The organism is Micromonospora sp. HM5-17, from assembly GCF_003762835.1.
Taxonomy (GTDB): domain Bacteria; phylum Actinomycetota; class Actinomycetes; order Mycobacteriales; family Micromonosporaceae; genus Plantactinospora.
In genome coordinates this window covers 224,529-249,692 of the sequence record NZ_RJWA01000007.1, presented here as the reverse complement: position 1 = coordinate 249,692, position 25,164 = coordinate 224,529, and the positions used below count along the sequence as shown (strand labels likewise).

Sequence of the window (25,164 nt, the reverse complement as noted above, 5' to 3'; positions counted from 1 at the left end):
AGCGCGTGTCGGACACCGCGGGCCCAGCGCCGGGTCGCCCCTTGGCGTGATACCCGCCATCGGTGGTGCCTCGGTCTCCGGTCACGGTCCATCTCGCCTCCAGTCCCGTAATCCCAGCCGTATCGGGGACTGTCGACAGATCTGTTGCCGCATCCAGATTCCCCGATATTGACCATCGTTCCGGGCGAGATGCACAGGAACTGCACAGTTACGGGCGGGCGGAGGGGGTCCGGATCGGCCGCGGGTCCTGGCACGCCCCACGGTCGACGCCGGTCGGCGACACACCACGGCCGGCGGCGGGCGGGCGTTATCCCGTCCACGCGGGCGACCCGGCCGGGTGACCGGAACGGCACGAGGCCCGGGTCACCAGGTGTCGGTGATCGCCAGGTTGCGGTAGTTCGCCTTGGTGTCCTCGGTTACCAGCCCCACCTGGCCGTTGAGCAGCACCGGGAACTCTCCGGAGAAGGTCCGCTGCTGCAGCTGCTTACCGTCGAGCAGGAACCGGTAGGTCGCCCCGGTCTTGCGGACGGTGAGCCGGTGGTAGCTGGTCGCCACGAAACCGGCGGGAAGCGGGGCGTTCTGCCACCCGGCCGGGACTCCCTGGACCACGGCGAAGGTGGCGAGCACCCGGTACTTGATGTCGATGAAGACCGCCACGTAGTTGTTCCGGTCCGCATACGAGGCGTACATCCCGTACTTGGGGTACGCCGACGTGGTGCCGGTCGCCACCCACTGCACGTCGACCGCGGCGGTGTACGTCTCGTAGTTGGGGTTGGCGGCCCGGAACAGCTGGGTCCAGGTGGTACCGCCGAACGAGGTGAGCCGCGCCTCGGTGGGACTCAGCACGGTCCAGGCGCCGGTACGCCGGCCGTGTACGGTGTCGCCGATCGCGGCGTCGCCGAAGGCGTCTCCCCAGCCCCGCTCGTACGGGTTGGGCGTACCCGTCGAGCCCAGCTCGCCGGAGGGCGGTGGCAGCGGCACGCCGTCGGCCACCGGGTAGCCGAGCACCGGGGTGCCGGTCGGGTCCCAGTACAGCCGCTGTGCCCGCAGCACCCGCCCCGGGTCGCAGGCGTTGGTGTTGGCGTGCACGAGAAACCATGTCTCGGCGCCGTCGAGGGTCTGGATCGGTACGAACGACGCCGTGCCGCGCACCCCGGAGTGGAACTTGAAGTGCGGACCGGTCTTGACCCAGGCGGCGGGGTCGAGCAGGTTGCCGGAGGTGTTCGTGAGCAGGCCGACCGCGTAGCTGTCGCTCCAGCAGGCGCTCGCCGAGTACGTGATGAAGGTCGTCCCGTTGCGGACGAAGCCGACCGGACCCTCGTTGACCGGGTACCGCACGGTCTCCCAGGGCCGCTCCGGGGCCGAGATCTGCACCCGGGGCCCGCTGATGTGCAGCGGGTCGCTCATCGGCGCGATGTAGAGGTGCTGCCGGCCGCCGGCGCTGGTCGGCCAACCGGACCAGGTGGCGTAGAGCCGCCCGTCCGGGCCGGTGAAGACGTTCAGGTCGATCGCGAAGAGGTCGCTGGACTCCCGGAGCTGGCCGTGCGGGTACCCCGTGTCCGCCTCCACGTACGGACCGGTGGGCGCGCCGGTGGTGGACCGCAGCACGAAGATCCGGTGGTTCGCGTGCTCCGTCGCGTCGGTCGCGGTGTAGTAGATGTAGAACTGCCCCCCGAGCTCGTGGATCTCCGGCGCCCACACCTCGCGGCAGTTCGGCGCCGGGCACGCCGGGATCTGCCACACCGGGTGCCGGGTGGCCCCGCCGAGACCGGTCAGCGTCGCGGACTCCCAGACACAGAGCCAGCCGGCCTGACACCCGTCCGTACTCGTGTAGTAGTACCGCCCGCCGAAGGAGATGATGTGCGGGTCGGACCGGTTGGTGGCGACCGGGTTGGTGAAGGTGGCGGCGGCGCCGGCCGATCCCCTGGCACCGACGGCCGGTCCCCCGGCACCGGCTGCGGCGGCTCCGGCCGGCACGGTCGAGCCGGCGGTCACCAGGCCGAGCGCCAGCACCAGGGCCAGCACCCCGCGCCGTACCGCACCCGTACGCCGGCCGATCCCCATCGCGTCCTCCCCTCGTCGTACGCGTCGGACCCGGGTCACCCCGCCCGCACGACGGCCGTCATCCCGCTTCCGGGCAGGCCCGCCATGCGGCCGGTTCGGGCCTCCGTGCCTCCGGACGGGCGTCGTCCGACGCGCACGCCGTCACGGCTCCATCCGCAGGATGAACCGCGCCTCCGGCGGCGGCGTCGTGGCGCACGGCGTCTGCACGATCTGCGCCCCGTTGGCCACGCTGCCGCCACTGACCTGCAGACACTTGCCGCTGTGCACCACCTGGAGCCGGACCACGGGCTCGTACCCGCTGCCCGACACCCACTCCAGCCGGAACTGCTGGTTCGGCTTCGTCACCCCCGCGTCGTGGCAGGTGTACTGGAGCACCGGGGTGCCGTCCAGCAGGCTCCACGCCTTGAGGTCCACGCACTTCTCGGCCGCGGTCCGGATCTGGAAGTACGGCGAGGCGCCGACCCGCTCGAAGCGGAACTGCTCCCACGTCGCCGTCGTGACGCAGTCCCACTGGTCGATCACGACGTCGTTGGCGCTGCTCCCACCCGGAACGTCGAGGCACTTGCCGCTGTGCACCGGGTGGATCCGGTACTTCCGGGTCGGGTCGATGTGCAGCGTCGGGGTGGCGTCGCTGACGTAGCCCTCCCAGCCGGTCCGCGCCGAGGCGAAGCCGGTGCCGGTCGACGGGAAGCTGACGAGGCGCCGGTTCCCGCCTCCGATGTCGGAGAGGGTGGCGACGTCGTCCCGCCCGTCCGCGTCGAAGTCCCCGGCGGCCAGGGTCGCCCGGGTGGCGTCGAACCCGCCCGCGCCGCTGCTCCACCAGGTCGCCGCCGTCCACGTACCGTCCTGGCGGGCGATGGTGACCAGCCGGGCGGTCGCCGCGCCGTCGTCCACGAGCGCCACCACCTCGGCCACACCCGCCGCGTCCCCGGTCACGTTCGCGGCGACGAACCGGGACCGGGCCGCGTCGAGACCGCCGGCGCCACTGTCCCAGACCTGCGCCGGGGCGCCGAACGCACCGGCCGTGGCGGTGTGCACCATCAGCCGGGTCCGGGCGCCACCGACGTCGTGGACATCGGCGACATCGTCGTCCCCGTCGCCGTCGAAGTCGCCGGCGACCAGGTTGGCACCGGCGACGCCGGGACCGCCGGCGCCGCTGTCCCAGTGCGACACGGGCGCGGCGAAGGCGCCCCGGTCCGAGCGGAACGTCCAGAGCCGGACCTGACCGTCCACCAGCCCCTGGTACGCGGCCAGATCGTCGTCGCCGTCGCCGTCGAAGTCCCCGGCGACCGCCTTCAGGTGGCTCAGCCGGAACGTGCTGCCGCTCCACACCGGCTCGCTGGCCGCGGAGAACCGGTTGCCGTCGGAGCGGAGCAGGAAGAGCCGGACCACCTTGTCGGCGTCCTCCCGGAAGATGACCAGGTCGGTACGCCCGTCCCCGTCGAAGTCCCCGGCGGCGCTGCGCACCAGGTCGGCGGGGAAGCCGCCGCTGACGTCGGTGTCCCAGCCGATGTAGCCGGGGTGGAAGCCGTCCGGTGCGGCGAGCAGGTTCCACACCGCGGTCCGGCCGAACCCGTGGTCCACCAGGGTGGTCACGTCACCGCGCCGGTCGCCGTTGACGTCACCGCGCACCGGCGGATCCGACACGGTCCTCCCCCGGGCGACCAGCTCGTATCCGGAGCTCAGCGGGCTGCTGTTGCCGGCCCGGTCGATCGCGCGTACGTAGAGGGTCCGCCGGACGTCACCGGTCTCCCCCGGGCTCGACGGCCACAGGGTGATCGGCACGCTGGCCCGGCCCTGCGCCCCGGCGGCCACCCACATGGTGGTGACGTCCGGGCTGAAGCCGTACCGGTAGGCGACGACGTCGGTCTCCGCCCCGCCCGGGTCGAAGGTCACCATGCCGGCCCGGCCGACCGGAATGGCCGCTGTCGCGCCGGGGTAGTCGGTTGACGACACCACCGGCGGAGCCGGCCGGGTGGTGTCGACGGTGAAGTAGCAGCGGTCGGTGTATCCGCTGGTCAGGCTGGCGTCGCGGCTACGGGCCCGGTAGCTGAAGACGGTCCCGGACGAGCCGGAGGGCAGGGTCCCGGCGGGCACCGGCGACCAACGGGCCACGGTGCCGGTGCCGACGGTGCCGGACTGGAGCCGGGTCAGCACCGTCTCGCCGGAGAGCACCTCCAGTTCGTGGACGAGGTTGTCCCCGTCCCGGTCGTAGCCCACCGCGGAGAAGGTCGGGGTGGTGGTGTTCAGCACCGTCGGCGCGGTGGCGGTGCCGCAGCGGGTGGGCGGCACGGTCGACACTCCGGTCGGGATCTCCGGCGGCGTGTTGTACTCGATGTTCAGGCGGGCGGTGGAGGGGTTGAACCGCTTCCAGTAGGTTTCTTCGTCCTCGTGGGCGGACGGGATACGCAGCCCGAAGCCGATCGCCTCCTGCGGTCCGTCGGCGCCCGCCACCGCCTGCTGCACCACCGGGGTGACCGTGTCCGGGCTCAGCCCGAACTCCATCAGCAGCGCGGGCTGGCCGCACGTCACCTTGTTGGCCTTACCAGACTGGGTGAAGAGCGCCTTGCCGCCGAGCCAGTGTCCACCGCTGTTGTTCCAGGTGACGGAGGTCGCGGGGTCGATCAGCTTGGTGTGCCACAGCTCGACGGTGGTCGCCGAACAGCTCGCGGTGTGCGTCATCGAGATGGAGAACCAGGCGCGGGAGATCGTCGCCCTGGGCAGCCGCGCGACGCGCATCTGGAAGAACGTCCGCCAGGGACCCCGTGCTTCTGCTTCAGAGACCCCGTAGGTCGTGCCGACCCGGACATCCTCGCGGTAGTGGTCGTGAACCCAGTACGACTTGTTCGGAGCGCCCTTACTGACCAGCGTCCACCGGTACTGGACCGCGCTGTACGAGGGGTCGAGGTAGACCGGGTACCGGGTGTCCGGACCGGTCAGCAGGTCCTGGTCCGGAACGACCGTGAGCTCCCCCGGCTTCACCTCCAGCTCCATCACGCGCTGCCGGTACGCGGTCGACGGATCCGGTCCGACCGGGGGTGCCTCCGTCGCGACGCTGCGCGCGCCGACCCCCTCGGCTCCGGTCGGTGCCGGGGTGCTGTCCCACATCAGCGGTGGCCCGGAGCTGAAGACCGGGCGGCCACTCGGGTCCACGGCGACGGTGCTGCCGTCCTCACCCTCCCGCAGGGTCAGCCCCCGGGTCTGGGTGCCGAAGCGGATCCGCCGCAGCGCCGGATTCTTCGCCGCCGCCGCGTTCTTCACCACCAGGACCTGCGAGAAGCCCACCGGATTGACCCGCACCTGCAGGTCCACCCCGGGCAGCACCTCGGGATAGGTCGCGGTGTCGTCGGCCAGGATCGGCTCCGGCAGCGGCGTCGGCCAGGAGAGCGCGAGCTCGGCGCCGTCCTGCTCGGCGGCGACCAGAGGGCCGTCGCCACCCCCGGAGAGCCGGAGCCCGACCGGGGTCGCGGCCGGCGACACCCGCCCGTCCGGGTCGCGGACCAGTCGGGTGTCGATCGGCACCCACTGTCCGTCGCGACGCGTCCGGATCGGCAGCGCGTACTGTTCGAGCGTCCGGGTCCCGGACGGGTTGGCAAAGACCCGGGACGTCTCGGTGCCCTCGCTGAGGATCTCCACCGGCTCGCCGGTGCGACGTGCCGTCTCGGCCGCCCGCGCGGCCTCGGTCAGGCTCGCGGCCGCGGGTTCGGCGGACCGCGCCCCGGTCCCGCCCGCATCCGCCGGCGAGAAGAGCGGACCGGGCGGTACGGCGGAGCCGACCACGAGCGCCGCCACGAGGGTCGTCGACCAACCGGTTATTCCAGCCCACACCGTCATCGCGCCTCCACCGCGCAGGTCCGCACCCGCCCGGCCGGCATCAGCGCGGGTCTTGACACGGGTCGCTCCGAGGCTGCCAGCCGATCCGCACATTTTCCGCACAGGGCGGCCGGACCACGGCGGTCCCCGGACCACGAACGACGGCGAACCCGCCGTCGGGACCCGGCGACCGGGACACGTCAGGAGTCGAGCTTGCCGCGGAGCGTGGCGGCGTCGGGGTGGCCGAGTTCGTCGAGGATGGCCAGGGCCTGGCGCCAGGCGGCGACGGCCGCGGCGCGGTCGCCCCGGGCGTGGTGGCAGTCTCCGAGATGGTGCAGGACGTCGGCCTCGTAGTACCGGTCGCCGTCCTCCCGGAACAGCGCGATGGCCTCCTGGTAGCAGTCCACGGCCGCGGCGTGGTCGCCGAGCTGGTGGTGGATGTAGCCGATGCTGTCCAGGCTGGTGGCCGCGCCGCGCCGGTCGCCGAGTTCCCGTTGGATGGCCAGCGCTGCCTGGCAGTGGGCGAGCGCCGGTCGGTGGTCGCCGAGCAGGGTGTGGCACCAGCCGATGCTGTTCAGGGCCCGGGCCTGCCCGATCCGGTTGTCCGCGCGGCGGAAGTGGTCGAGCGCATGCTGGCCGTGCGCCAGCGCCTCGGAGTGCCGGCCCTCCCGCTCCAGCACCCAGCCGATGCCGAGGTGGGCGTTGGCCTGCCCGGTCTCGTCGTCGCACGCGCGGTAGTGGTCGAGGGCGTGCCCGAGTTCGTCCAGCGCGTCCCGGTGCCGCCCCAGCCGGGCGTACGCGAAGCCGAGGCCGCGGTGCGCGTCGCCCTGGCCGGCCCGGTCGCCGAGCCGCCGCGCGGCGGTCAGCGCGACCTGCTGGCTGGTGGCCCAGTCGAGCCAGTGCCCCTGGCGCTGGAGGAAGTCCGACAGGGCCCACGCGAGCGGGCCGGCGTGGTCGTCGGGGCCGTGCTCCGCGATCCACCGGGTGAGGGCCAGCAGCACCCGGTGCTCCGTGGTGAACCAGGCGACCGCCTGCGCACCGTCGGCGAGCCGCTCGACCGTGACGCCGGGCGGCATCGCGGGCAGCGCGATCGGCTCCCGGGTCGGGTGCAGCAGCAGCGCGGCGGCGTGCGCGGTCTGGAGGTAGTGGCCGAGCAGCCGGGCCAGCGCGGCCCGCCGGTCCGCCGCCGAGTCCAGGGTGTGCGCGAGTTCGGCGGCGTACGCGCGCAGCAGGTCGTGAAAGGCGTACCGGCCGGGGACGCGTTCGGTGAGCAGGTGTGCCTCGGCCAGCGCACCCAGCAGCGGGCGGACCCGCTCGACCGGCAGCGCGGCGAGACTGGCCACGGCCGGGGCGGCGATGTCGGGGCCGGGGTGCAGGCCGAGCAGCCGGAACACCCGGGCCGCCGGCGGCGGCAGGGCCTGGTACGACCAGGAGAAGACCGCCCGTACGTCGGTGGCGGGGTCGTCGCCGGCGAACGGCTCCAAGCCGCCGCGGGCGGCGCGCAGTTCGGCGGCGATCGCGGCGAGTGGGAAGTCGGGGCGGCATGCGGTCCGGGCGGCGACGATCGCCAGGGCCAGTGGCAACCGGGCGCAGCCGGCGATGATCTCGTCCACCGCGGCCGGTTCGGCCGCTGCCCGCCGCTCACCCAGCCGGCCGACGAGCATCCGGCGGGCCTCGGCCGTGCTGGGCAGCTCGACCGTCACCGGGTGGGCGCCCTCGGCGGCGACCAGGCCGGCGAGCTGGTTGCGGCTGGTCACCACGGCCATGCAGCCCGGTGTGCCGGGCAGCAGGGGGCGCGCCTGCTCGGCGTCGCGGGCGTTGTCCAGCACCACCAGCACCCGCCGCCCGGCGAGCAGACTGCGGTAGAGCGCGGCCTGGGCGTCGGGGGTCGTGGGAATCTGCTGCGGTGCCACGCCCAGGGCGTCCAGGAAGCCGCGGAGGGCGTCGTACGGGCTCATCACCGCTCCCCCGGGGTCGAAGCCCCGCAGGTTCACGTACAACTGCCCGTCCGGGAACCGCGCCGCCACCCGGTGTGCCCAGTGCACCGCCAACGTGGTCTTGCCGATCCCCGGGGAGCCGGTCAGGACGGCGATCGTCACCGTCTCCGGCTGGGCGCCGTCGGCAGCGCCCAGCAACCTGTCCAGTGCGTCGAGCTGCTCGGTCCGGCCCGCGAAGGCGGCGATGTCCGCGGGTAGCTGCCGCGGCGCCGGCAGCGCGACGCGTACCGACTCGCGGGCCGGCGGCGGGTCGAGGGTGGGATCGGCGGCGAGCATCCGCCGGTGCAGGTCCTGCAACTCCTGGCCCGGCAGGACACCCAGCTCGCGGGTGAGCACCCGGTACGCCTCCCGGTACGCCGCCAGCGCGGCCGACCGCCGCCCGCAGCGATACAGGGCGAGCATCAGCTGCCCCCACAGCCCCTCCCACATCGGGTACGATCGCACCAACGGATCGAGCTCCGCCGCCACCTGCTCGTGGCAGCGCTCGGCCAGGGCTGCCTCGGCCCAGCGTCCAACGACCTGGAGCCGGTGCTGATCCATCCGGTCTGCCTCGAGGGCGAGGTAGGGCCCGCCAGTCAGGCCTGCCAGCGCAGGTCCGCGCCACAGGTCAAGCGCGGCGCGCAGGCGTCGGGCCGCGGTGGCGGTGTCGCCTCGGGCGAGTGCCTGCTCCCCCTCCGCGGCGAGGTCCACAAAGGTGGCCAGGTCACACTCGCCGGGCTCGACCGAGAGTCGGTACCCTCGCTGGTCCGTCGACAGGCGCGCCCCATCCTCGCCTGCCCTGATGAAGGTGGTGCGCAGGGCCGCGACATAGGTCCGGAGGTTGGACTCCGCGGCGCGGGGCGGGTTGGCCCAGAGCGCCTCGACGAGCTGGCCGAGGGGCACCACGCGATTCGGGTGCAGCAGCAACACCGCCATCAGCGCGGGACGCTTCGTACCGCCGAGCCGGAGCACCTGGCCGCGGCTGACCACCTCCAACGGACCCAGCAGCCGAAATTCCACACCAACCCCCGGGGGTCACGGCGATGGTGGATACCGTGGCCGCAGCCTACCGGGGCAGCCGAACGTGCCCGAACGTCCGGGTGAGGCCACACTGACGGCCGTTGTGCAGGGGATATCCATCCGCCTGTCGCTGATCCGGGCGGTGCCGCCCCCGCCGGCCGTCCGTCGCTTCGCTCGGTGGTGACCGGCCTCCGGTTTACTGGCCCTGGCGGCGGTGGCCGGCGAACGCCCGCCCGGCCCGAACTGCTCGGCATCCACCTCGTCGACATGAACGCGATGTTCTTCGGGATGCCGCAGGCGTTTCATCCGTTCATGGCGGACAGGCTCGGCGGCCCGGCGGTCGGGCCTGCTCCGCGCGGCGCCCCCGGCGCGCGGCCCGCGTACCCGATGGTCCGTGGCTTGCCGGCATCTGCCATCCTCGGGACGGTGACGACCGGCCACCCGACCGGACGCGGCGACCGCCGCCGCGCCCGGAGCCGTACCACCCGCCTGCTGCTCGCCCTGGCCGCGGTCGCGGCCCTGCTCGGCGCGGCCGTCCTCGTTGTACCCCTGCTGCTGCCGCCGGGTCCGCGCCCGCTCTTCCAGCTTCCCGTACCGTGCGGCGAGACCTGGCAGCTCGGCACCTATCCCGGCCACGACGACTACGACGTCGACATGTTCCCGACCGAGGGCGAGGCGTGGGGCCGGCCGGTGCTCGCGTCCTACGAGGGCACCGTGACCGCGGCGGGGATCAACGGGACGCTCGGGGGCCGCACCCCGGACAACCCGAACGGCCCGCGGGGTCGCGGCGGTGGCTACTGGGTGAAGATCGACCACGGCGGCCGGTGGGAGACGCAGTACCTCCACCTGCTGGAACCGCCCCTGGTCAGGGTGGGCCAGCGGGTCGCCCAGGGCGAGCAGATCGGACGGGTCGGCAGCACCGGCAACTCCGGGGCGCCACACCTGCACTACGAACAGCGCCGGGGTTGGCAGAAGGTGGAGACCTACTTCGACGGTCGACCCTCCGGCATCACCCACGACGATGCCGAGTACACGGTCACCCTGACCAGCAACAACTGCCAGCCGGGGTGACCGTGGGCCCAGCCCGGCGGCCGACACGCAGCATCGGCGGACCGGGCGGGCGGGACCCGGTCTCCACCCGCGCCCGCCCGGTGCTCAGCGGCCGAGCCGCAGGTACTGGCGGACCGCCAGGAACAGGAAGATCCCGGTGATCACCGCCGGCCAGACCACGGCGGCGGCGATCGGGTGCTCCTCGATCCAGTACCCGCTGGCCACCGCCGGCGACTCGAACAGCCTCCGGATCGCCGCCGCGGTGGAGGAGACCGGATTCCACGCGGCGATCGCGCCCAGCCATCCCGGCATCAGGTCGGGCGGCGTGAGCACCGAGGAGATCATCCCGAACGGGAACGCGACGGCGAACAGGTTCCCCGCCATCTCGGTGTTCTTGACCAGGAGGCCGAGATAGATACCCACGAATATGAGCGCCAGTCGCAGCCAGAGCAGGAGCACGAAGGCGCTCAGCGTGGCGACCAGGTCGCCGCCGGGGCGCCAGCCCAGGATCAGCGCGATGACGACCAGGATCGCCAGGTCCACGGCGGCGTGAATGATGTCGGCCACACCCCGTCCGGTGACGACCGCCGAGGAGGCCATCGGCATCGACCGAAACCGGTCGATGAATCCGCGTTCCTTCATCATGGCCACCGCGAACGCGGTGTTCATGAAGCTGAGCACCATGGTCATGGTGAATAGGCCGGGCATCGCGAACTCCAGGTAGCCCTCGCCGGCACCCTGCCCGGCAACGTCCATGGCGCTGCCGAAGACGTAGACGAACAGCAGCACCATGACAATCGGGAAGCCGAGCTGCCAGGCGACGTTGGAGGGCTGGCGGACGAGGTGCGTCAGCTCCTGCAGCACGATCGTCCAGCAGTCGACCACCGCCCACCGAACCCGGCTGCCCAGGGTGTCGCGGTCGTCGGGTACGAGGTCGAGTGCACTCATCGACTGGCCTCCGAGGCCATGATCGCCGGCCTCGCCAACCTTGGCCTGACCGACCAGGAACGGCTCAGCGCGGTGATCACGCTCGACGGCTTCGTCACCGGCTTCGCGCGGCACCGGATCCAGTACGACGCCGCGGTGGAGGAGAGCGGGATCAGCGACGAGGAGTTCTGGAACCAGCACTTTCCAACGCTCGTCCGGGCCATGGAGTCGGGGAACTTCCCGGCGATGGCCGCGCTCAACGAGGACGCGTTCGACGCGGGCTGGGACGAGAGCTTCGAGTTCGGTCTGCAGCGCCTGCTCGACGGCATCGCGGCGCTCGTCGCCGCCCGCGCGGCCGCGCCAGCCGCCTCGGGCGCGTCGGACGCGTCGAGCGCGTCAGGCGCGTCGGCCTCGTCCGGGCCGTCCCCGGACCGCCGGTGACCACCCCCGGGACCTGACCGGCTCGGCCAGCCCCCGCGCACCACGCTCTCCCACCGCGGCCGGCCTCGGAGGACGCACCGGCCGGACGTCGCCGCCGACCGCTGTGGCCTGCCTCACGCCAGACCCGGCTCACGCGCGGGGCCCGTTGCCTCGTCCGTGGGGTGTGAGGGCACCCGAGCGGGTGCCGGTTGAGGAGAGAAAGTGCCATGACACCCACGATCGTCGTGCTCGGCGGTGGCTACACCGGCATCATGAACGCGCTCGTGCTGGCCCGGCGTACCCGCCGCCTCCGCGCCCGGGTGATACTGGTCAACCCGTCCGACCGGTTCACGGAGCGGCTCCGGATGCACCAGATCGCCACTGGTCAGACCCTGACCGACTACCGGATCCCGGCGCTGCTCGAGGGCAGCCGTGTCGAGTTCGTCCAGGGCTGGGCGACCCGCATCGATCCCCAGCAGCGCGAGGTCAGCGTCGCGGTCCCGGACGGCGAGCTCACGCTGAGGTACGACTACCTGGTCTACGCCATCGGTAGCGTGGCCGACACCGCCACCGTGCCGGGGATGGACGCGCACGGGTACACGCTCAACGACCGTGCCGAGGCCGAGCGGTTCGCCGCACGGCTGGCCGAGCTGGTCCACCGGGGCAGCGGTGCGGTGGCCGTCGCCGGGGCCGGCCTCACCGGCGTCGAGGCGGCCGCCGAGATCGCCGAGCGTTACCCGAACCTGCACGTGGTGCTGCTCGGCCGCAACGAGCCGGGCACCATGATGGGCGCGCCGGCCCGCCGCTACCTGCGCGCCGCGCTGGACCGGCTCGGGGTCGAGGTACGTGCCGGGGTCGAGGTGACCAAGGTGCTGCCGGACGCGGTGGAGTTGGCCGGCGGCGAGCTGGTACCGTCCGACGCCACCCTGTGGACCACCGGGGTCGTCGCCTCGCCGCTCGCTCGGGAGGCCGGGCTGACCGTGGACGACCGGGATCGGGTGGTGGTCGACGCCACGCTCGCCTCGGTCTCGCACCCCTCGGTGTACGCGATCGGCGACGCCGCCGCCATCCGGCAGGGATGGGGCGAGATCCACGGCACCTGCCAGAGCGGCGTGCCGTCCGGGGTACACGCCGCCGAGAGCATCGCTCGGCGGCTGCGGGGCAAGCAGGCCCGACCGTTCCGGTTCGGGTACCTGCACCAGCCGGTCAGCCTCGGCCGGCGGGACGCGGTCATCCAGTTCACCCGGCCCGACGACTCGCCGGGCCGGTGGTACCTGACCGGTCGCGCCGCGGTGACGTACAAGGAGACGTTCACCAGCAGCCCGCCCAAGTTGTACCGGCTGTCGCAGCGGATCACGATCCCGGCCCGAGCCCTGGCGCGGACCGGTGGGCGAGCGAACCGGGTGGCCGTACCCCGGTGAGCTTGGCGGGGTTGCTCACCAGGTGGATGGTGCGCACCGCGCCGTCGACCAGGTGCAGGGTGATCGCGACGGCCGGGGTGTCTCCCGAGTAGACCACGATGCCCGGGCCGCCGTTGAGCTCCACCACCTCGACCCGCGGGTCGGCCGGCATCCGCCCGGTGAACGTCATCAGCGCCCGCGCCACCGGTTCCGCGCCCACGATGGGCCGGCGTGGCGCGGGCGCCACGCCGCCGCCGTCGCTGATCAGCGTCACGTCCGGCGCCAGCACCGCCATCAGGTCGGTCAGGTCACCGCCCGCGGCGGCGGCGAGGAAGCGCCGGGTCACCCGGGCGCGGGTCGCCGGGTCGGTGTCGTACCGAAGCTGCCGCCGCGCGACATGCTCGCGGGCCCGACGGGCGGTCTGCCGCACCGAGGCCTCGCTGCGACCGACCATCTCGGCGATCGCCGCGTACGGGTAGTCGAACGCCTCGCGCAGCACGAAGACGGCCCGCTCCAGCGGCGAGAGCGACTCGAGGACCACCAGCATGGCCGTGGAGACGGTGTCGGCGAGCGCCACCCGGTCGGCGATGTCCGGCGTGGTGGCGAGGGGTTCCGGGAGCCAGGATCCGACGTACCGCTCCCGCTGGACCTGGGCGCTGCGCAGCCGGTCGATCGCCAGCCGCGTCACCACCCGCACCAGGTACGCCTCCGGGTCGGCCACCTCGGCCAGGTCCACCTCCGACCAACGCACCCAGGCGTCCTGCACCACGTCCTCGGCGTCACCAACCCGGCCGAGCAGCCGGTAGGCGATCGCGTGGAGCCGGGCCCGGTACCGGGCGAAGACCCGGGTCGCCTCGGACCCGGCGACCGACCCGGAACCGTTGGTCGCCCCGTCACCGCCGATCGCCGTCATCGCCGTCCCACCCCCGCCCGAGCCGGTGTCGTGCCCGCCCGTCCGGTCCGGCATGGCGCCCGCCGGCTCGGGCGTCCTCCGCCGCACCGCACCGTCGGCGCCGATGTCCCGGGCGATCACCTCCAACATCGTAAAACACCCCAATGTACGAGGCGTTGCCCCCCGAGCAGCGGTCATTTAGTTTGGTCAATAGTCAAACAAGCGACCGGCAACGGGGAGGAGAGGCGATGCGAAGGCTCACGGTTCGGGCGGCGATCCTGGGAGTGGTCGGCGCCACGGTCGCCGTCGGGGTCGCCCCGACACCGGCCCAGGCCGCCTGGCCGCAACCGTGCCGCGCCGAGGGCGTCTCGATGTACGGCCGCTATCCGATCAACCACGACCAGCAGATCTTCTTCTGCATACCGGAGCCGTTCACGCCCCGCTGGGTCCACTCCGAGACCTGCCCGGCCGGCACCCATCCCGAGGCGACGCTGACGCCGTACTACCCGGACAGCACCACGGTGTTCCTCGCCACCGCCACCTGCGTCAGCGACTGACCCGTCGTCCGGGCGTGCGCCGGCCGGTCCGGTCGGCGCACGCCGCCGGACCCGGCGCCACGACACCTCACGGGTCGGCTCGTGACCCCGCTCAGCCGCGGATCAGCCCCGCCGCGACCAGGTCGTCCCACAGCCCGTCGGGAACCGGCGCGGCGGCGAGGGCCGCGTTGCGGCTGACCTGCTCGACGCGCTGCGCCCCGACCACCACGGAGGCGACCGCGGGGTGGCGCGCCACGAAGGCCATCGCCGCCTGCGGCAGCCGTACCCCGTGGGCGCGGCACACCTCGGCGAGCCGGAGGGCGCGGTCGTACAGCGCGGTGGAGATGGGGCGGTAGTCGTACATCCCGCCCGGCTCGTCCGTGGCGAGAACACCGCTGTTGAACACCCCTGCCGCCAGCACCGACACACCGCGTTCCCGGCAGCGCGGCAGCAGGCTCTCCCCCGCCGACTGGTCCAGCAACGTGTACCGTCCCGCGAGCATGACCGCGTCGACGTCGGTCTCGACGACGAACCGCTCCAGCATCTGCCACTGGTTCATCCCGACCCCGATCGCCCCGACCACGCCCTGGTCACGCAGCTCGTGCAGCGCCGGGTACGCCTCGTCGACCGCCTGCCGCCAGTGGTCGTCCGGGTCGTGGATCAGCACGACGTCCACCCGGTCGACGCCCAGCCGCTCCAGACTGGACTCCAGTGACCGGCGTACCCCGTCGGCGCTGAAGTCCCACCGCCGGGCATGGTCCGCCGGTACGTCGAACCCGGCCTCGTCGTCGCGGAGGTGCGCGGTCTCCGGGGTGGGTACCAGCAGGCGCCCGACCTTGGTCGAGATGGTGTAGTCGCCCCGCGGACGTCCGGCGAGCGCGGCGCCGAGCCGACGTTCGGAGAGCCCCAGACCGTAGTGCGGGGCGGTGTCGAAGTACCGGATCCCGGCCTCCCACGCGGCGTCGACCGCCCGCCGCGCCGTCTCGTCATCCACGGCCTGGTACAGGTTGCCGATGCCGGCCCCACCGAATCCGAGACCGGTCACCCGTACCTGGGACCGGCCGAGCCGCGCGGTCCTCACGCCGACCTCCGGGCACGGCGAGGACGACCGTTCCTTGCCGCGGCGGCGGCCCTCCCCGGCGGCCCGGACGCCGACGTGGACTCGCCGAGCGCGTTCCGCAACCACTGTTCGACGCCGGCGACATGCACGGCCGCCCAGGCCCGCGCCACGTCGGGCTGACGCGCCTCGATCGCCTCGCAGATCGCCTCGTGCTGCTCCCGGGTACGCTGCACGGCCCCCTCCTGGGTCAGCCCGCGCCAGATCCGCGCCCGGGTCGTCGGGGCGGAGAGGCTGTCGATCAACGAACTCAGCACCTTGTTGCCGGAGCTGGCGGCGATGTGGTTGTGGAACCGGAGATCGTTGGCCACCAGCGCCTCCACCGACGGCGCGTCGTCCAGCTCGTCGAGGATGGCCCGCAGTCCGGCGACGTCGTCGTCGGTCATCCTGGTCGCCGCCAGCTCGGTCGCCGCGGGCTCGAGGATGCGCCGCACCTCCAGGAACTGGAGCACCGTGTCGTCCTGGTGGAAGTCGACGACGAACCCGACCGCGTCCAGCAGCAACTCGGGTTCCAGGCTCGTCACGTACGTGCCGTCCCCCTGCCGGACGTCCAGGACCCGGATCAGGGACAACGCCCTCACCGCCTCCCGGAGCGAGTTGCGGGACAGCCCGAGCCGTTCCGCGAGGTCGGCCTCCCTGGGCAGCCGGGCGCCGGGAGCGAGTTCTCCCTGGACGATCATCAACTTGATCTTCTCGATCGCCTCGTCGGTGACCGGCACCTCGCCCCCTTCGCAGGACATCGGATGTATCTCAGCCTACAGCCGAACTAGTCCGCGCCCGGCGCTGCCACCGTGGGCAAGTCATGGCCGGTCGGGAGCGCCTCCCCGAAGAACACCCGATGTCTGGCGAGTTCTGCGGCTCTACGGCGTACGCTCACCCCGCACCGGTCCCCGTCGGCCGCCCGTACGGGGCGGGCCTCAGGGCAGGCTGCCGTACTCGGTCAGGGCGACGAGCAGACAGCCGAACGAGGCGACGCTCAGCCCGACGCGTACCAGGTTCCACCTCCACCACCGCGCCTCGTCGAAGTCCCGGCGCACCCGGCCGAGGTCGACGATCTGGTCAGGGTCACCGGCCGCCTTGAGGGCGTCGTTACGGGGCACGTTGACCGCGAGAGTGATGACGATGACCGGCAGGTACAGCAGGAACGCGCCGGCGACCCACGGCAGCGGGGCGCGGTGCTCCGCGTTCCACAGCAGGCCGGTCGCGACACCACTGAGGACCAGCGCTCCGAAGAAGCACGCCATGAAGATCGGGTTGATGATGGCCCGGTCGATCGCCTGAAACGCCCCGACGAACGTACGGTCGTCGGTCCGGCGCAGTCCTGGCATGATCGTGTGCGCGTAGAGCAGGAACACGCCGGTGACCAGCCCGCTGGTCAGCGCGGCGGCAACCAGCGCGACCCCGGTCAGCATCACTCCCACCTCCTGTCGGTACGACCCCTGCCGCGGCCGGAGCCTCGGCTCGAGCAGCGACAGCCTCTCACCCCCGCGCCACCTCCTCGCCGTCGCGCTGCCGGGGAGGACGACGACGTCCCGGTACACAGCACGGCGGGCCGCGTCCCGGATGGTGCCACCCGGGACGCGGCCCGCCGCCCACGGACCGCGCCGTCAGCCGGCGTCACCAGCCGGCGACGCGCCGATAGCTCGGCCGCCCTGGGCAGGCGGTCGAGCCGCGGCTGCCCAGGGCGCGGGTCGCGGTACGGTCAGTGGACCAGCACCGGAGCCGCCGCCTGGTCGCCGTCCCCGGTCGGGTCGCCGCCCGGCCGCGACACCGCGCGCCGCTTGGGCAGGAACGCGATCGGCACGAACGTCGCCAGCACCAGCACGAAGCCGACCCAGAACGTCGTGGCGAACGAGTCGGCCACGAACTCCAGACCGCGGTGCAGCAGCGACGGATCCAGCGGAAGCTGTGCCCCCTGCTGGTGGGCGATCGCCGCCCCGGCCTCGGTGACCGGCTTGCCGGTGCCCGGGTCGGTCAGCCCCGGGATCGGATCCGACTTGTTGAGCTGGCTGGTGAGGATCACCGACATGATCGCGGACCCGATGGAGCCGGCGATCTGCTGGAGGATGTTCACCAGGGTCGAACCCCGCGCCGTCTCGTGCGGGGCCAGCGTCCGCAGCGCCGAGGTCATGATCGGCATCATCGTGCCGCCCATGCCGAGGCCCATCACGAACAGCGAGCCGCAGAGCAGCAGGTACGAGGTGTCCGTCCCGACCTGGGTGAAGGTGAAGAGCCCGGTGGCGATGAGCGCCATCGCGAACGGCACCGTCCGGCCGACCGGGATCTTGTCGGCCAGGGTGCCGGCGATCGGCATCGTGAGCATCGCCCCGATCCCCTGCGGCGCCATCAGGAGACCGGCGTGCAGGGTCGACTCACCCCGAACCTGCAGGAAGTAGCTCGGGAACAGCAGGCCGGCGCCCATGAACGCGATGACGAAGACGAACAGCGAGATCGCGGCGATCGTCAGGCTGCGGTTGCGGAACAGCCGGAGGTCGAGCAGCGGGTGCCGAGGGCGGAACGAGTACAGGACGAACCCGATCACCAGCGCCCCACCCACCAGCATCGTCGCCCAGACCTTGGTGGCGGTGATCGTGCCGGTCTCCGGCAGTGACGAGACGCCGAAGAGGAAGAGGGCAAGCCCCGGCGAGAGCATCAGCATGCCGAGGAAGTCGAACGACTCGGACGGTTCGGGCGCGTCCTTCGGCAGCGCGACGGCGGCGTACACGAGCGCGATCGCGCCGATCGGAACGTTGATCAGGAAGATCCAGTGCCAGCTCGCCGCCTCGATCAACCAGCCGCCGAGGATCGGTCCACCGATCGGGCCGAGCAGCATCGGGATGCCGAGGACCGCCATCAGCCGGCCCATCCGCTCCGGACCGGCCGCCCGGGTCATGATCGTCATGCCGATCGGCATCAGCATGCCGCCGCCCAGGCCCTGGAGGACCCGGAACGCGATGAGCTGGCCGATCGAGTCGGCGACGGCGCAGAGCGCCGAGCCGAGCGTGAACAGCAGCAGGGCGAGCATGTACAGCCGTTTGGTGCCGAACCGGTCGGCGGCCCACCCGCTGAGCGGGATCACCGTGGCCAGGGCCAGGGTGTAGCCCGTCATGGTCCAGGCGACCTCGGCGTACGTGGCGTCGAACTCGGTCTGGAAGGTCGGCAGCGCGACGCTGACGACGGTGACGTCGAGGATGGACATGATCGCGCCGAGCACGACCACGCCAGCGATCTTGAATACGGCGGCATCGAGCTTGTTCGGCGCCGCGGTGGCTTGGTTGGTCACGACTCTCCAGGTCCGTCGGGCCAGTGGGATGTTGTCGACATGCGCAGGTCAAGCTACGCGGTCCGGACGCATTCGCCCGCCCATTTTGGTGGGCACAATCCGGGATAGAGGATGACAGGCCGTATCGAACGTACGTCCAGTACCTGGAGAAAGGTGTCGTAGATCACCCCTCGCCGCCGCCCACCTGCGAGTTCGACATCCGCCTATCGCGCCACCCGGGGTCGATGGCCCACAATTCCACCTCATGGAATGGGCCGCTGCGACCTCGGTCACAAACGCTCTGTCGACCAGGGCAGAATTGCAGGGCGGACATCTTTACGACACTTTCTCGACACCTGCCGGTGCCCCCGGTGACCCGGTCGATGCGATCGGTGACAACCTCGTTCGGCACGGTGCCGGGGAGGCCAGCCACCGCGTGGGCAGGCCGGTACTAGCATCGATGGGGTGGATGAACCCCTCGGCTGGGGCGTCGTGGCGAACATCGTCCAGGAACGTCTCGCCGGTCCCGACCTCGAGGTCCGGCGCGGGCTCAAGCACTTCGCCGGTGGCGCCAGGGTGTGGGTGTCGCTGCCGTTCAGCGGTGACGGCGGCGAGCGGCTGTACGTCGTCGGACGCCACCGGGTCGGTCACCGGTACATCCGGATCATCATCGAGTCGCGCCACCTCAAGAACGCCCGCGCCAAGGCCGTCTACAGTCCGACGGTGCACCGGTTGCTCTCCAAGCGGCCGGGAGTGATGCTGTTCGACTCCGCGGAGAAGGCGGCCGAGTGGGCGGCGCGCCTGAACTACCGCGGCATCGAGGCCGAGTTCGACGGCCAGCGCTGGTACTGGGTACCGGACCCGCCGCCGATGGAGGTCGAGCGCGACGGCGTGACCTACTACCTCGCCCACTTCAACCACCGTCGGGCGCGGTACTCCTCGCTGCCACCCCCGCGCGAGCCCTGACCGGAAGCCCCGGCACCCGACGGCGGCGCCGTGTCCGATCGTGGCGCCGAGGACGACGACCGGGCTGACGCCGCGGCACCTGCGCAGGATCGACGCGTTCCTGACGGAGATGTCCGCCGGCGCCGTCCCGGGTCGGCGCGGCCCGGCCACCCGGTCGCCCGGGTGAGACGGGCCGCGCATCGACACCGGTCGGGAGGGATCAGGACCGCGTTCTCACCGCCCACGGTCGGCGGGCCGCGGCCTGGTCCGCCCCGGCTGGCTCAGACCCGGGTGATCCGGACCGCGTCCGCGATGACGTAGCCGGTACCGGTGGTCCACCGGCTGACCCCGACCCGGTCGCTGTCCCCGGCGGCGAGCGTGTACACCCCGAGCGAGACCCACTGGCCGCCGTTGACCCGCTGGTTCACGCGTACGGTCTGGTTGCCGGTCGCGGTGGCGATGATGAACGGGGTGGCGTCGTTGTAGCCCGCGTTGGCGGCGTACCAGACCGAGACCTCGTAACCGGCGGTCTCCGGGATCTCCACGCGGTACCAGGCGACGTCGCTGGAGAGCACCGGCTCGGCGAAGCGGTAGTCGTCGCCGTACCGCTGGTCGGAGTAGTTGGAGGTGCCCCAGTTCGCGCTGGCGGTGAAGCGCCCGGGGGTCGTGTTGTCGACGATGGTGCTCCAGACCGGCGGCTCGGGGTTGGTGCCGGCCGCGACGTCGAGGTAGTTGCGGTCGATGCGCAACCGCACCCCGCCCCAGGTCTCGTAGACGTCCCCGGCGTACTGGTGCAGCCGCTGGTGGTCGGCGTAGTACTCGGCCGGGCAGTACGGGCCGGCGTCGAGGTCCGCCACGCCGTTCCACCAGGCGAACCAGAGGTGGTCGACCCGGGTGTACGCCGGGTCGTGGTACGCGCTGCACAGGTCCGCCACGCCGGACGAGCCACTCGAGTACATGCCGGAGAGGTACCCGAGGGAGTGCAGCCGCTCGGTCCAGCCGGAGAGGTACGACAGCACGGCGGCCTTGCACGACGCGTCCGACGGGTAGTGCTCGATGTCGTTGTAGATCGCGCTGCCCGGCGGGATGCCCAGCGCCCGCGCGGCGTTCACCGCGGCCGTCGCCCGGCTCGCGCCCTGGTCCCGCGCGACGGCCGGGTCGCTGGACATCTTCGGCGTCCGGGTGCCGCACGGCGCCTGGCGGTCGAGTTCGATCGGGATCAGCCGCCAGCCCTTGGCGACCTGGTTGGCGACCCAGGTCGCGGTCAGGTTCGGCTGGGCGCAGGAGCGGCTGGCGCCGCTGATGTAGATGCCGATCACGCGGTACGGCGAGCTCGTCCGCCAGGCGTCCATGGTCGCCTGGGACGGGGCCGCGCAGGTGTCGAAGCCCCGGCCCTGATAGGTGCCGGGCTGGGGGCTGACCGCCGACGGCGTCACCGGGCCGGCCGTGGCCCGCGCCGCCCCCGTCCCGGCCGGCACCGCCGTCGAACCGGTCGGGGCCAGGGCCGCCGTGTCGCGGACGGTGGCGTCGAGGTCGGAGGGCTCCGCCGGTTCGGCGTCCGGTCCGAGCGTCGCGGAGGCGAGGATCCGGCGCACGAGGGGCTCGGTCAGCGGGGTGTGCGCCGCCGTGACGAGGACGCCGGCGTCTCGTACCGCGACCTGGATGGCGTCGTCGTGTGACGCCGGGGCGGGCACGCTGGCCGCGCCCGGCGCGGTCACCGCCACCTCTGTCCGGTGACGCGCCGCCGTGACGGCGTCGATCGGCTCGATGACCAACCCGGCGGTGCGCCCGCCGAGGCGGGTGGGACACGAGGACTGGTCCCCCGGGTGGCCCAGGTAGACCGTGGGCAGGTCGAACCGCACACACGAGTCCGGCTCGGCCGCGAGGTCGACGACCCGCCAGGTCTTCGGCACCGCCACCCGATAGCCCCGGTAGCTGACGGTGTGGGTGCCCTCCGCCGGGTCCGGACCGGCCGCCCACGCCGACGGCGTCGGCACGATCGCCCCGACCGAGCCGGCGACCACGGCCGCGAGACCGGCCAGACCCGTCCTGATTCCCGTCATCCGGGTCCTCCTTGTAAGTTCTTTACATCTAATGACGCCATTTGAAGGATTTCTACCATGCATCGACGCCGACCGCTAGGCGTAATTTCGTCGCAATCGATCCGGTCGGCCCGACAGGGGCGCGCCGCGGCGGCGTACCAGCGTCGGGTGGCGACGCGCCGCTGATCGTCCGGACGCCGAGGGTGGCCGCGACCCGGCCGGGGTGCGTCAGCAGCACCCGCATGCCGGTGACGATCGGACACCTCGGCCACCAGGACGGCGTCCTCGGTCAGCGGGAGGGGACCGTCCAGGACCACGGGGACGGGTACCGGCCCGGCCATCCCGTCGGGGACGGTGTCGACCAAGTCGGTGGTGACGCCGGGCGCGTCGGCCCGGTCCGGCCTCACGCGCCGGCGGCGACCTCGGTCGAGAGCAGGCTCGCGAGCCGCCGCATGACTTGCGGCCGGGCCCGGTAGTAGACCCAGGTACCGCGTCGCTCGGCCTCGACGAGGCCCGCCTCGCGCAGCGTCCTCAGGTGGTGGGAGATCGTCGGGCCGGACAGCGCGAAGGCCGGCGTCAGGTCGCAGACACAGATCTCGCCGCCGGGCGCCGAGGCGATCATCGACATCAGTTGGAGGCGCACGGGGTCACCGAGCGCCTTGAAGGCCGGGGCGAGCAGCGCGGCAACCTCCGCCGGGATCCGCCGCTCGCTGATCGGCGCGCAACAGGGTTGCCCGGCGGTCAGGGCGGCCAGGATGCGTGACACCGCCTGCTTCGACATTCCTCTAGGTTGACAGATCTCGAAACAGCATGCAAACCTCTGATTCGAGAAATGTCAAGACAGCCCGCCGGCCGGCGCCGGCCGCCTGGTCACGAGGGGAAGCCGAACGTGGCACCGCGGCACCCGCCGGCCCGCTGTTTCGAATTACGTCAAAACAGGGAGCCCGTGATGACCGATCGTTTGCCGGACCTGCCCGTGGTCGTGATCGGTGCCGGCCCGGTCGGCCTGGCCGCCGCCGCCCACCTCCACGAACGCGGCCTGCCGTTCACCGTCCTCGAAGCCGGCACCGGTCCCGGCGCCGCCGTGGCCGAGTGGGGGCACATCCGTCTTTTCTCCCCGTGGCGCTTCACGATCGACGCCGCCGCCCGCCGGTTGCTCGACGCCGCCGGCTGGAGCACGCCCGACCCCGAGGTCCTTCCCACCGGCGCCGATCTCGTCAAGGCGTACCTCGCGCCGCTGGCGCAACTCCCCGACCTCGCACCGCACCTGCGCTACCAGGCCCGGGTCACCGCGATCGGCCGTCGCGACGTCGACCGGGTCACCACCGCCGGCCGGGAGCACAGCCCGTTCGTGGTCCGGCTGCACACCGGCGAGGAGCTAACCGCCTCCGCCGTGATCGACGCGTCCGGCACCTGGTACACCCCGAACGTGCTCGGCGCCAACGGACTGCCGGCGCTCGGGGAGGAGCAGGCCGCCGGGCTGATCGGTCCGGCGCTGCCCGACGTCCTCGGCGCCGACCGGGCCGCCCACGCCGGCCGGCACACCGTCGTGGTCGGCGCTGGACACTCCGCCGCCAACACCCTCCTCGCCCTCGCCGAGCTGGCCCAACACGAGCCGGGTACCCGGATCACCTGGGCCACCCGCGGCTCCATCGACCGGGCCGTCGGGGGTGGCGAGGCCGACGCCCTCCCGGGCCGGGGCGCGCTCGGCACGGGCGTCCGGCTGCTGGTCGAGACCGGCCGCGTCGAGCTGGTGACCGGGTTCGCCGTACGCCGGATTCGGGCCGTCGGCGGTCGGGCCGAGCTGACCGCCGCCGACGGCCGTACCCTCGTCGGCGACCGCGTCGTCTCGGCCACCGGTTTCCGCCCCGACCATACGATCGCCGCCGAACTGCGGCTCGACCTCGACCCGGCCCTCGGCTGCGCCCGGCTCCTAGCCCCGCTGATCGACCCGAACGAGCACTCCTGCGGCACGGTACGACCACACGGCGTCGACGAACTCGCCCATCCGGAGCCCGGCTACTACATCGTCGGCATGAAGTCCTACGGCCGTGCCCCCACCTTCCTGCTGGCCACCGGCTACGAACAGGTCCGCTCCGTCACCGCCGCCCTCGCCGGCGACTGGACCGCAGCCCGCGACGTCCGGCTCGACCTGCCCGCCACCGGGGTCTGCTCCGCGACCCAGGGCGCTCAGGCGATGCTCGCCGACGCGGCCGCCCGCCACGGGCTCGCCCCGGACATTCCGGCCAGGCTGATCTCGGCCGCGCTGCGGCACCTCCCCACCGCCGGCACCATCGCCGCCGCCACCCGGGCCGCCGCCATCGAACTCGGTCTCGACCCCGAGGTCGCGGTGCAGCTCGCCGCGCTCGCCGGCGACCGGTTCGAGGCTGACACCGAGCGGGCCGCCCCGCTCGGAAGCGGGCTCAGCCGTCGGTCGGACACCGCGGGGGAATGCTGCGGCTGAGGCGACACCACGAGCCCGGCCGCGGCGTTCCGCGTGAGTCCAGGACGGCGACCTTCCGCCGCGCCCCGGCCGGGGTGTCCCCGTCAGGTCGACGCGTCGCCGTCGTCGGCTCCCGGCGGAGCGGTGCCCTCCGGGTCCGCCCGCGGGGCGCGCCGGGCGAGCAGGAAGACCCCGACGACAAGGGTGGCGAGCGCGACGGCCTCACCGACCGCGTTCCACACCCCGGTCCGGATCCGCTCGTCGAGCCAGAGCAGCCCCACCGCGATCGCCACCAGCGGATCCGTGACCGTGAACGTCGCCAGCGCCGGCGCGCCGAGCGGACCGGCCTGGTACGCGTTCTGGCTCAGCAGGACCCCGAGCGGACCGAGCACCACGATGGCGTACGTCTGCCAGTGCCCGAGCACGGCGATCGGGCCGCCGTCGAGGGAGTGGGAGAGACTGCTGATCAGGCCGGCCGTCACGCCGTAGCAGGCGCCGGCGGCGAGCGCCAGCGGCAGCGGACGCCAGTGCGGGCCCAGTCGGGCCGCCGCGCCGAGGCAGCCGGCGACGGTGACGGCGAGCGCGCCGGCCAGCAGCGCCCCGGACCGGATCGAGTCGAGCCCCCGGCTGGAGCCGGCGGTGGGGGCGGCGATCAGCAGAAAGGCGGCCAGGCCGAGCAGGCAGAGCAGCGCCTCCAGCAGGATCGGCCCGTCCGGGCGGTGCCGCTCCAGCGCGGCGAGCAGGAGGACGTACCAGAGCAGGCCGGTCACCAGGATGGCCTGGACCAGGATCAGCGGCACGAAGACGAGGGCCGCCGTCTGCATGGCGAAGGCCGCCGCCGCCAGCAGGACGGACCATCGCCAGGCCCGCCGGTGCACGAGCCGCCACAGCAGCCGGGGACGGGCCACCCGCTCCTGCGGCACATTTCGGTTCGCCCGGTACTGCAGGACCGACGAGGCTCCAAAGGACGCGCCGGCGGCCACCGCGAGCGTGGTGCCGAGCGCCAGGTGCAGGGCGTCGTTCACCGACTGGTCGGTCCGATCATCACAGATCCTCGGTGGCGGGACAGGCACGCGCGTCCGCTTCCGGCCGGCGGCCGTACGCCGGACTCCGGGGCGGAAGCGCCGGCGGCGGCTCGGACCGCCGTGGTGCCCTTCCCGTACCCGTCGTCGGCAAACCTCATCGGCCCGACGGACCCGGTTTGGCGGAGTCGGCGTGGGGTAGCCGCCCGCCGACGGTGAGCGGAGACGGGCGGGC

At 72.8% G+C, this 25,164-nt stretch carries 17 protein-coding genes and 1 pseudogene; 6 read left to right on the top strand and 12 right to left on the bottom strand.

Annotation, left to right across the window (positions count from 1 at the left end):
* Positions 1-363: 363 nt before the first annotated feature.
* The 3 genes from EF879_RS20775 to EF879_RS20765 all read right to left on the bottom strand — a co-directional run bounded on the left by EF879_RS20775 (position 364) and on the right by EF879_RS20765 (position 8,873).
* Positions 364-2,064 carry a family 43 glycosylhydrolase gene (locus EF879_RS20775; RefSeq protein WP_123561118.1) on the bottom strand — a complete coding sequence of 567 codons (1,701 nt, stop codon included), beginning with the start codon at positions 2,062-2,064 and terminating at the stop codon, positions 364-366.
* Between the two features lie 141 nt (positions 2,065-2,205).
* Positions 2,206-5,898: an RICIN domain-containing protein gene (locus EF879_RS20770; protein WP_158624218.1), complete on the bottom strand. Its 3,693-nt coding sequence runs from the start codon at positions 5,896-5,898 to the stop codon at positions 2,206-2,208.
* 179 nt (positions 5,899-6,077) lie between these two features.
* The gene (locus tag EF879_RS20765) at positions 6,078-8,873 is read right to left on the bottom strand and encodes a BTAD domain-containing putative transcriptional regulator (protein ID WP_199736538.1); all 2,796 of its coding nucleotides are present in this window, start codon (positions 8,871-8,873) and stop codon (positions 6,078-6,080) included.
* A gap of 177 nt (positions 8,874-9,050) precedes the next feature.
* Here EF879_RS20765 and EF879_RS20760 point away from each other — a divergent pair, with 177 nt between their 5' ends.
* Positions 9,051-9,944, top strand: a complete 894-nt coding sequence (locus EF879_RS20760) for a M23 family metallopeptidase (RefSeq protein WP_370375535.1) — start codon at positions 9,051-9,053, stop codon at positions 9,942-9,944.
* A gap of 84 nt (positions 9,945-10,028) precedes the next feature.
* Here the strand turns inward: EF879_RS20760 and EF879_RS20755 are convergent, their stop codons facing one another.
* Positions 10,029-10,871: an ABC transporter permease gene (locus EF879_RS20755; protein WP_123561114.1), complete on the bottom strand. Its 843-nt coding sequence runs from the start codon at positions 10,869-10,871 to the stop codon at positions 10,029-10,031.
* A gap of 18 nt (positions 10,872-10,889) precedes the next feature.
* On the opposite strand from EF879_RS20755, the gene EF879_RS20750 reads away from it, so the two are divergent.
* Entirely contained in the window at positions 10,890-11,291 is a 402-nt protein-coding gene (locus EF879_RS20750; RefSeq protein ID WP_123561113.1) for a TetR/AcrR family transcriptional regulator C-terminal domain-containing protein, read from the top strand.
* 206 nt (positions 11,292-11,497) lie between these two features.
* Positions 11,498-12,691: an NAD(P)/FAD-dependent oxidoreductase gene (locus EF879_RS20745; protein ID WP_123561111.1), complete on the top strand. Its 1,194-nt coding sequence runs from the start codon at positions 11,498-11,500 to the stop codon at positions 12,689-12,691.
* Here the strand turns inward: EF879_RS20745 and EF879_RS20740 are convergent.
* On the bottom strand, positions 12,624-13,583 hold the full coding sequence (locus EF879_RS20740; RefSeq protein ID WP_123561314.1) for an RNA polymerase sigma-70 factor: 960 nt from the start codon (positions 13,581-13,583) through the stop codon (positions 12,624-12,626). The two genes, EF879_RS20745 and EF879_RS20740, sit on opposite strands and share 68 nt — an antisense overlap.
* Positions 13,584-13,810: 227 nt before the next feature.
* Here EF879_RS20740 and EF879_RS20735 point away from each other — a divergent pair, with 227 nt between their 5' ends.
* Entirely contained in the window at positions 13,811-14,119 is a 309-nt protein-coding gene (locus EF879_RS20735) for a hypothetical protein (protein WP_123561109.1), read from the top strand.
* 91 nt (positions 14,120-14,210) lie between these two features.
* On the opposite strand, the gene EF879_RS20730 is transcribed toward EF879_RS20735, so the two are convergent.
* The 4 genes from EF879_RS20730 to EF879_RS20715 form a co-directional block, all read right to left on the bottom strand.
* Positions 14,211-15,179: an aldo/keto reductase gene (locus EF879_RS20730; RefSeq protein WP_123561107.1), complete on the bottom strand. Its 969-nt coding sequence runs from the start codon at positions 15,177-15,179 to the stop codon at positions 14,211-14,213.
* Positions 15,176-15,955 carry a FadR/GntR family transcriptional regulator gene (locus EF879_RS20725; RefSeq protein ID WP_233604628.1) on the bottom strand — a complete coding sequence of 260 codons (780 nt, stop codon included), beginning with the start codon at positions 15,953-15,955 and terminating at the stop codon, positions 15,176-15,178. Before EF879_RS20725 ends, EF879_RS20730 begins: the two co-directional genes overlap by 4 nt.
* Before the next feature lie 177 nt (positions 15,956-16,132).
* Positions 16,133-16,627, bottom strand: coding sequence for a DUF1772 domain-containing protein (locus tag EF879_RS20720; protein WP_233604627.1), 495 nt, complete (start codon positions 16,625-16,627; stop codon positions 16,133-16,135).
* A 290-nt stretch (positions 16,628-16,917) separates the two neighbouring features.
* On the bottom strand, positions 16,918-18,498 hold the full coding sequence (locus EF879_RS20715; RefSeq protein WP_123561103.1) for a DHA2 family efflux MFS transporter permease subunit: 1,581 nt from the start codon (positions 18,496-18,498) through the stop codon (positions 16,918-16,920).
* A 444-nt stretch (positions 18,499-18,942) separates the two neighbouring features.
* Here EF879_RS20715 and EF879_RS20710 point away from each other — a divergent pair, with 444 nt between their 5' ends.
* Positions 18,943-19,443 (top strand): hypothetical protein, encoded by a 501-nt coding sequence (locus EF879_RS20710; protein WP_123561101.1) that lies wholly within the window; start codon positions 18,943-18,945, stop codon positions 19,441-19,443.
* A 260-nt stretch (positions 19,444-19,703) separates the two neighbouring features.
* On the opposite strand, the gene EF879_RS20705 is transcribed toward EF879_RS20710, so the two are convergent.
* Positions 19,704-21,485: a glycoside hydrolase domain-containing protein gene (locus EF879_RS20705; protein ID WP_123561099.1), complete on the bottom strand. Its 1,782-nt coding sequence runs from the start codon at positions 21,483-21,485 to the stop codon at positions 19,704-19,706.
* A gap of 382 nt (positions 21,486-21,867) precedes the next feature.
* Positions 21,868-22,245, bottom strand: coding sequence for a helix-turn-helix transcriptional regulator (locus EF879_RS20700; RefSeq protein ID WP_123561097.1), 378 nt, complete (start codon positions 22,243-22,245; stop codon positions 21,868-21,870).
* A gap of 168 nt (positions 22,246-22,413) precedes the next feature.
* On the opposite strand from EF879_RS20700, the pseudogene EF879_RS20695 reads away from it, so the two are divergent.
* Positions 22,414-23,634 (top strand): annotated as a pseudogene (locus EF879_RS20695) (FAD-dependent oxidoreductase); the annotation flags it as partial.
* 377 nt (positions 23,635-24,011) lie between these two features.
* Here the strand turns inward: EF879_RS20695 and EF879_RS20690 are convergent.
* Positions 24,012-24,932: a DMT family transporter gene (locus EF879_RS20690; RefSeq protein WP_123561093.1), complete on the bottom strand. Its 921-nt coding sequence runs from the start codon at positions 24,930-24,932 to the stop codon at positions 24,012-24,014.
* Between the last annotated feature and the right edge of the window lie 232 nt (positions 24,933-25,164).

What these genes read in the sequence shown, in the direction of transcription:
- EF879_RS20775 (WP_123561118.1), bottom strand. Translation starts at nt 2,064, where the DNA reads ATGGGGATCGGCCGGCGTACGGGTGCGGTACGGCGCGGGGTGCTGGCC.
- EF879_RS20770 (WP_158624218.1), bottom strand. Translation starts at nt 5,898, where the DNA reads ATGACGGTGTGGGCTGGAATAACCGGTTGGTCGACGACCCTCGTGGCG.
- EF879_RS20755 (WP_123561114.1), bottom strand. Translation starts at nt 10,871, where the DNA reads ATGAGTGCACTCGACCTCGTACCCGACGACCGCGACACCCTGGGCAGC.
- EF879_RS20750 (WP_123561113.1), top strand. Translation starts at nt 10,890, where the DNA reads ATGATCGCCGGCCTCGCCAACCTTGGCCTGACCGACCAGGAACGGCTC.
- EF879_RS20745 (WP_123561111.1), top strand. Translation starts at nt 11,498, where the DNA reads ATGACACCCACGATCGTCGTGCTCGGCGGTGGCTACACCGGCATCATG.
- EF879_RS20740 (WP_123561314.1), bottom strand. Translation starts at nt 13,583, where the DNA reads ATGACGGCGATCGGCGGTGACGGGGCGACCAACGGTTCCGGGTCGGTC.
- EF879_RS20735 (WP_123561109.1), top strand. Translation starts at nt 13,811, where the DNA reads ATGCGAAGGCTCACGGTTCGGGCGGCGATCCTGGGAGTGGTCGGCGCC.
- EF879_RS20725 (WP_233604628.1), bottom strand. Translation starts at nt 15,955, where the DNA reads ATGTCCTGCGAAGGGGGCGAGGTGCCGGTCACCGACGAGGCGATCGAG.
- EF879_RS20720 (WP_233604627.1), bottom strand. Translation starts at nt 16,627, where the DNA reads ATGCTGACCGGGGTCGCGCTGGTTGCCGCCGCGCTGACCAGCGGGCTG.
- EF879_RS20705 (WP_123561099.1), bottom strand. Translation starts at nt 21,485, where the DNA reads ATGACGGGAATCAGGACGGGTCTGGCCGGTCTCGCGGCCGTGGTCGCC.
- EF879_RS20700 (WP_123561097.1), bottom strand. Translation starts at nt 22,245, where the DNA reads ATGTCGAAGCAGGCGGTGTCACGCATCCTGGCCGCCCTGACCGCCGGG.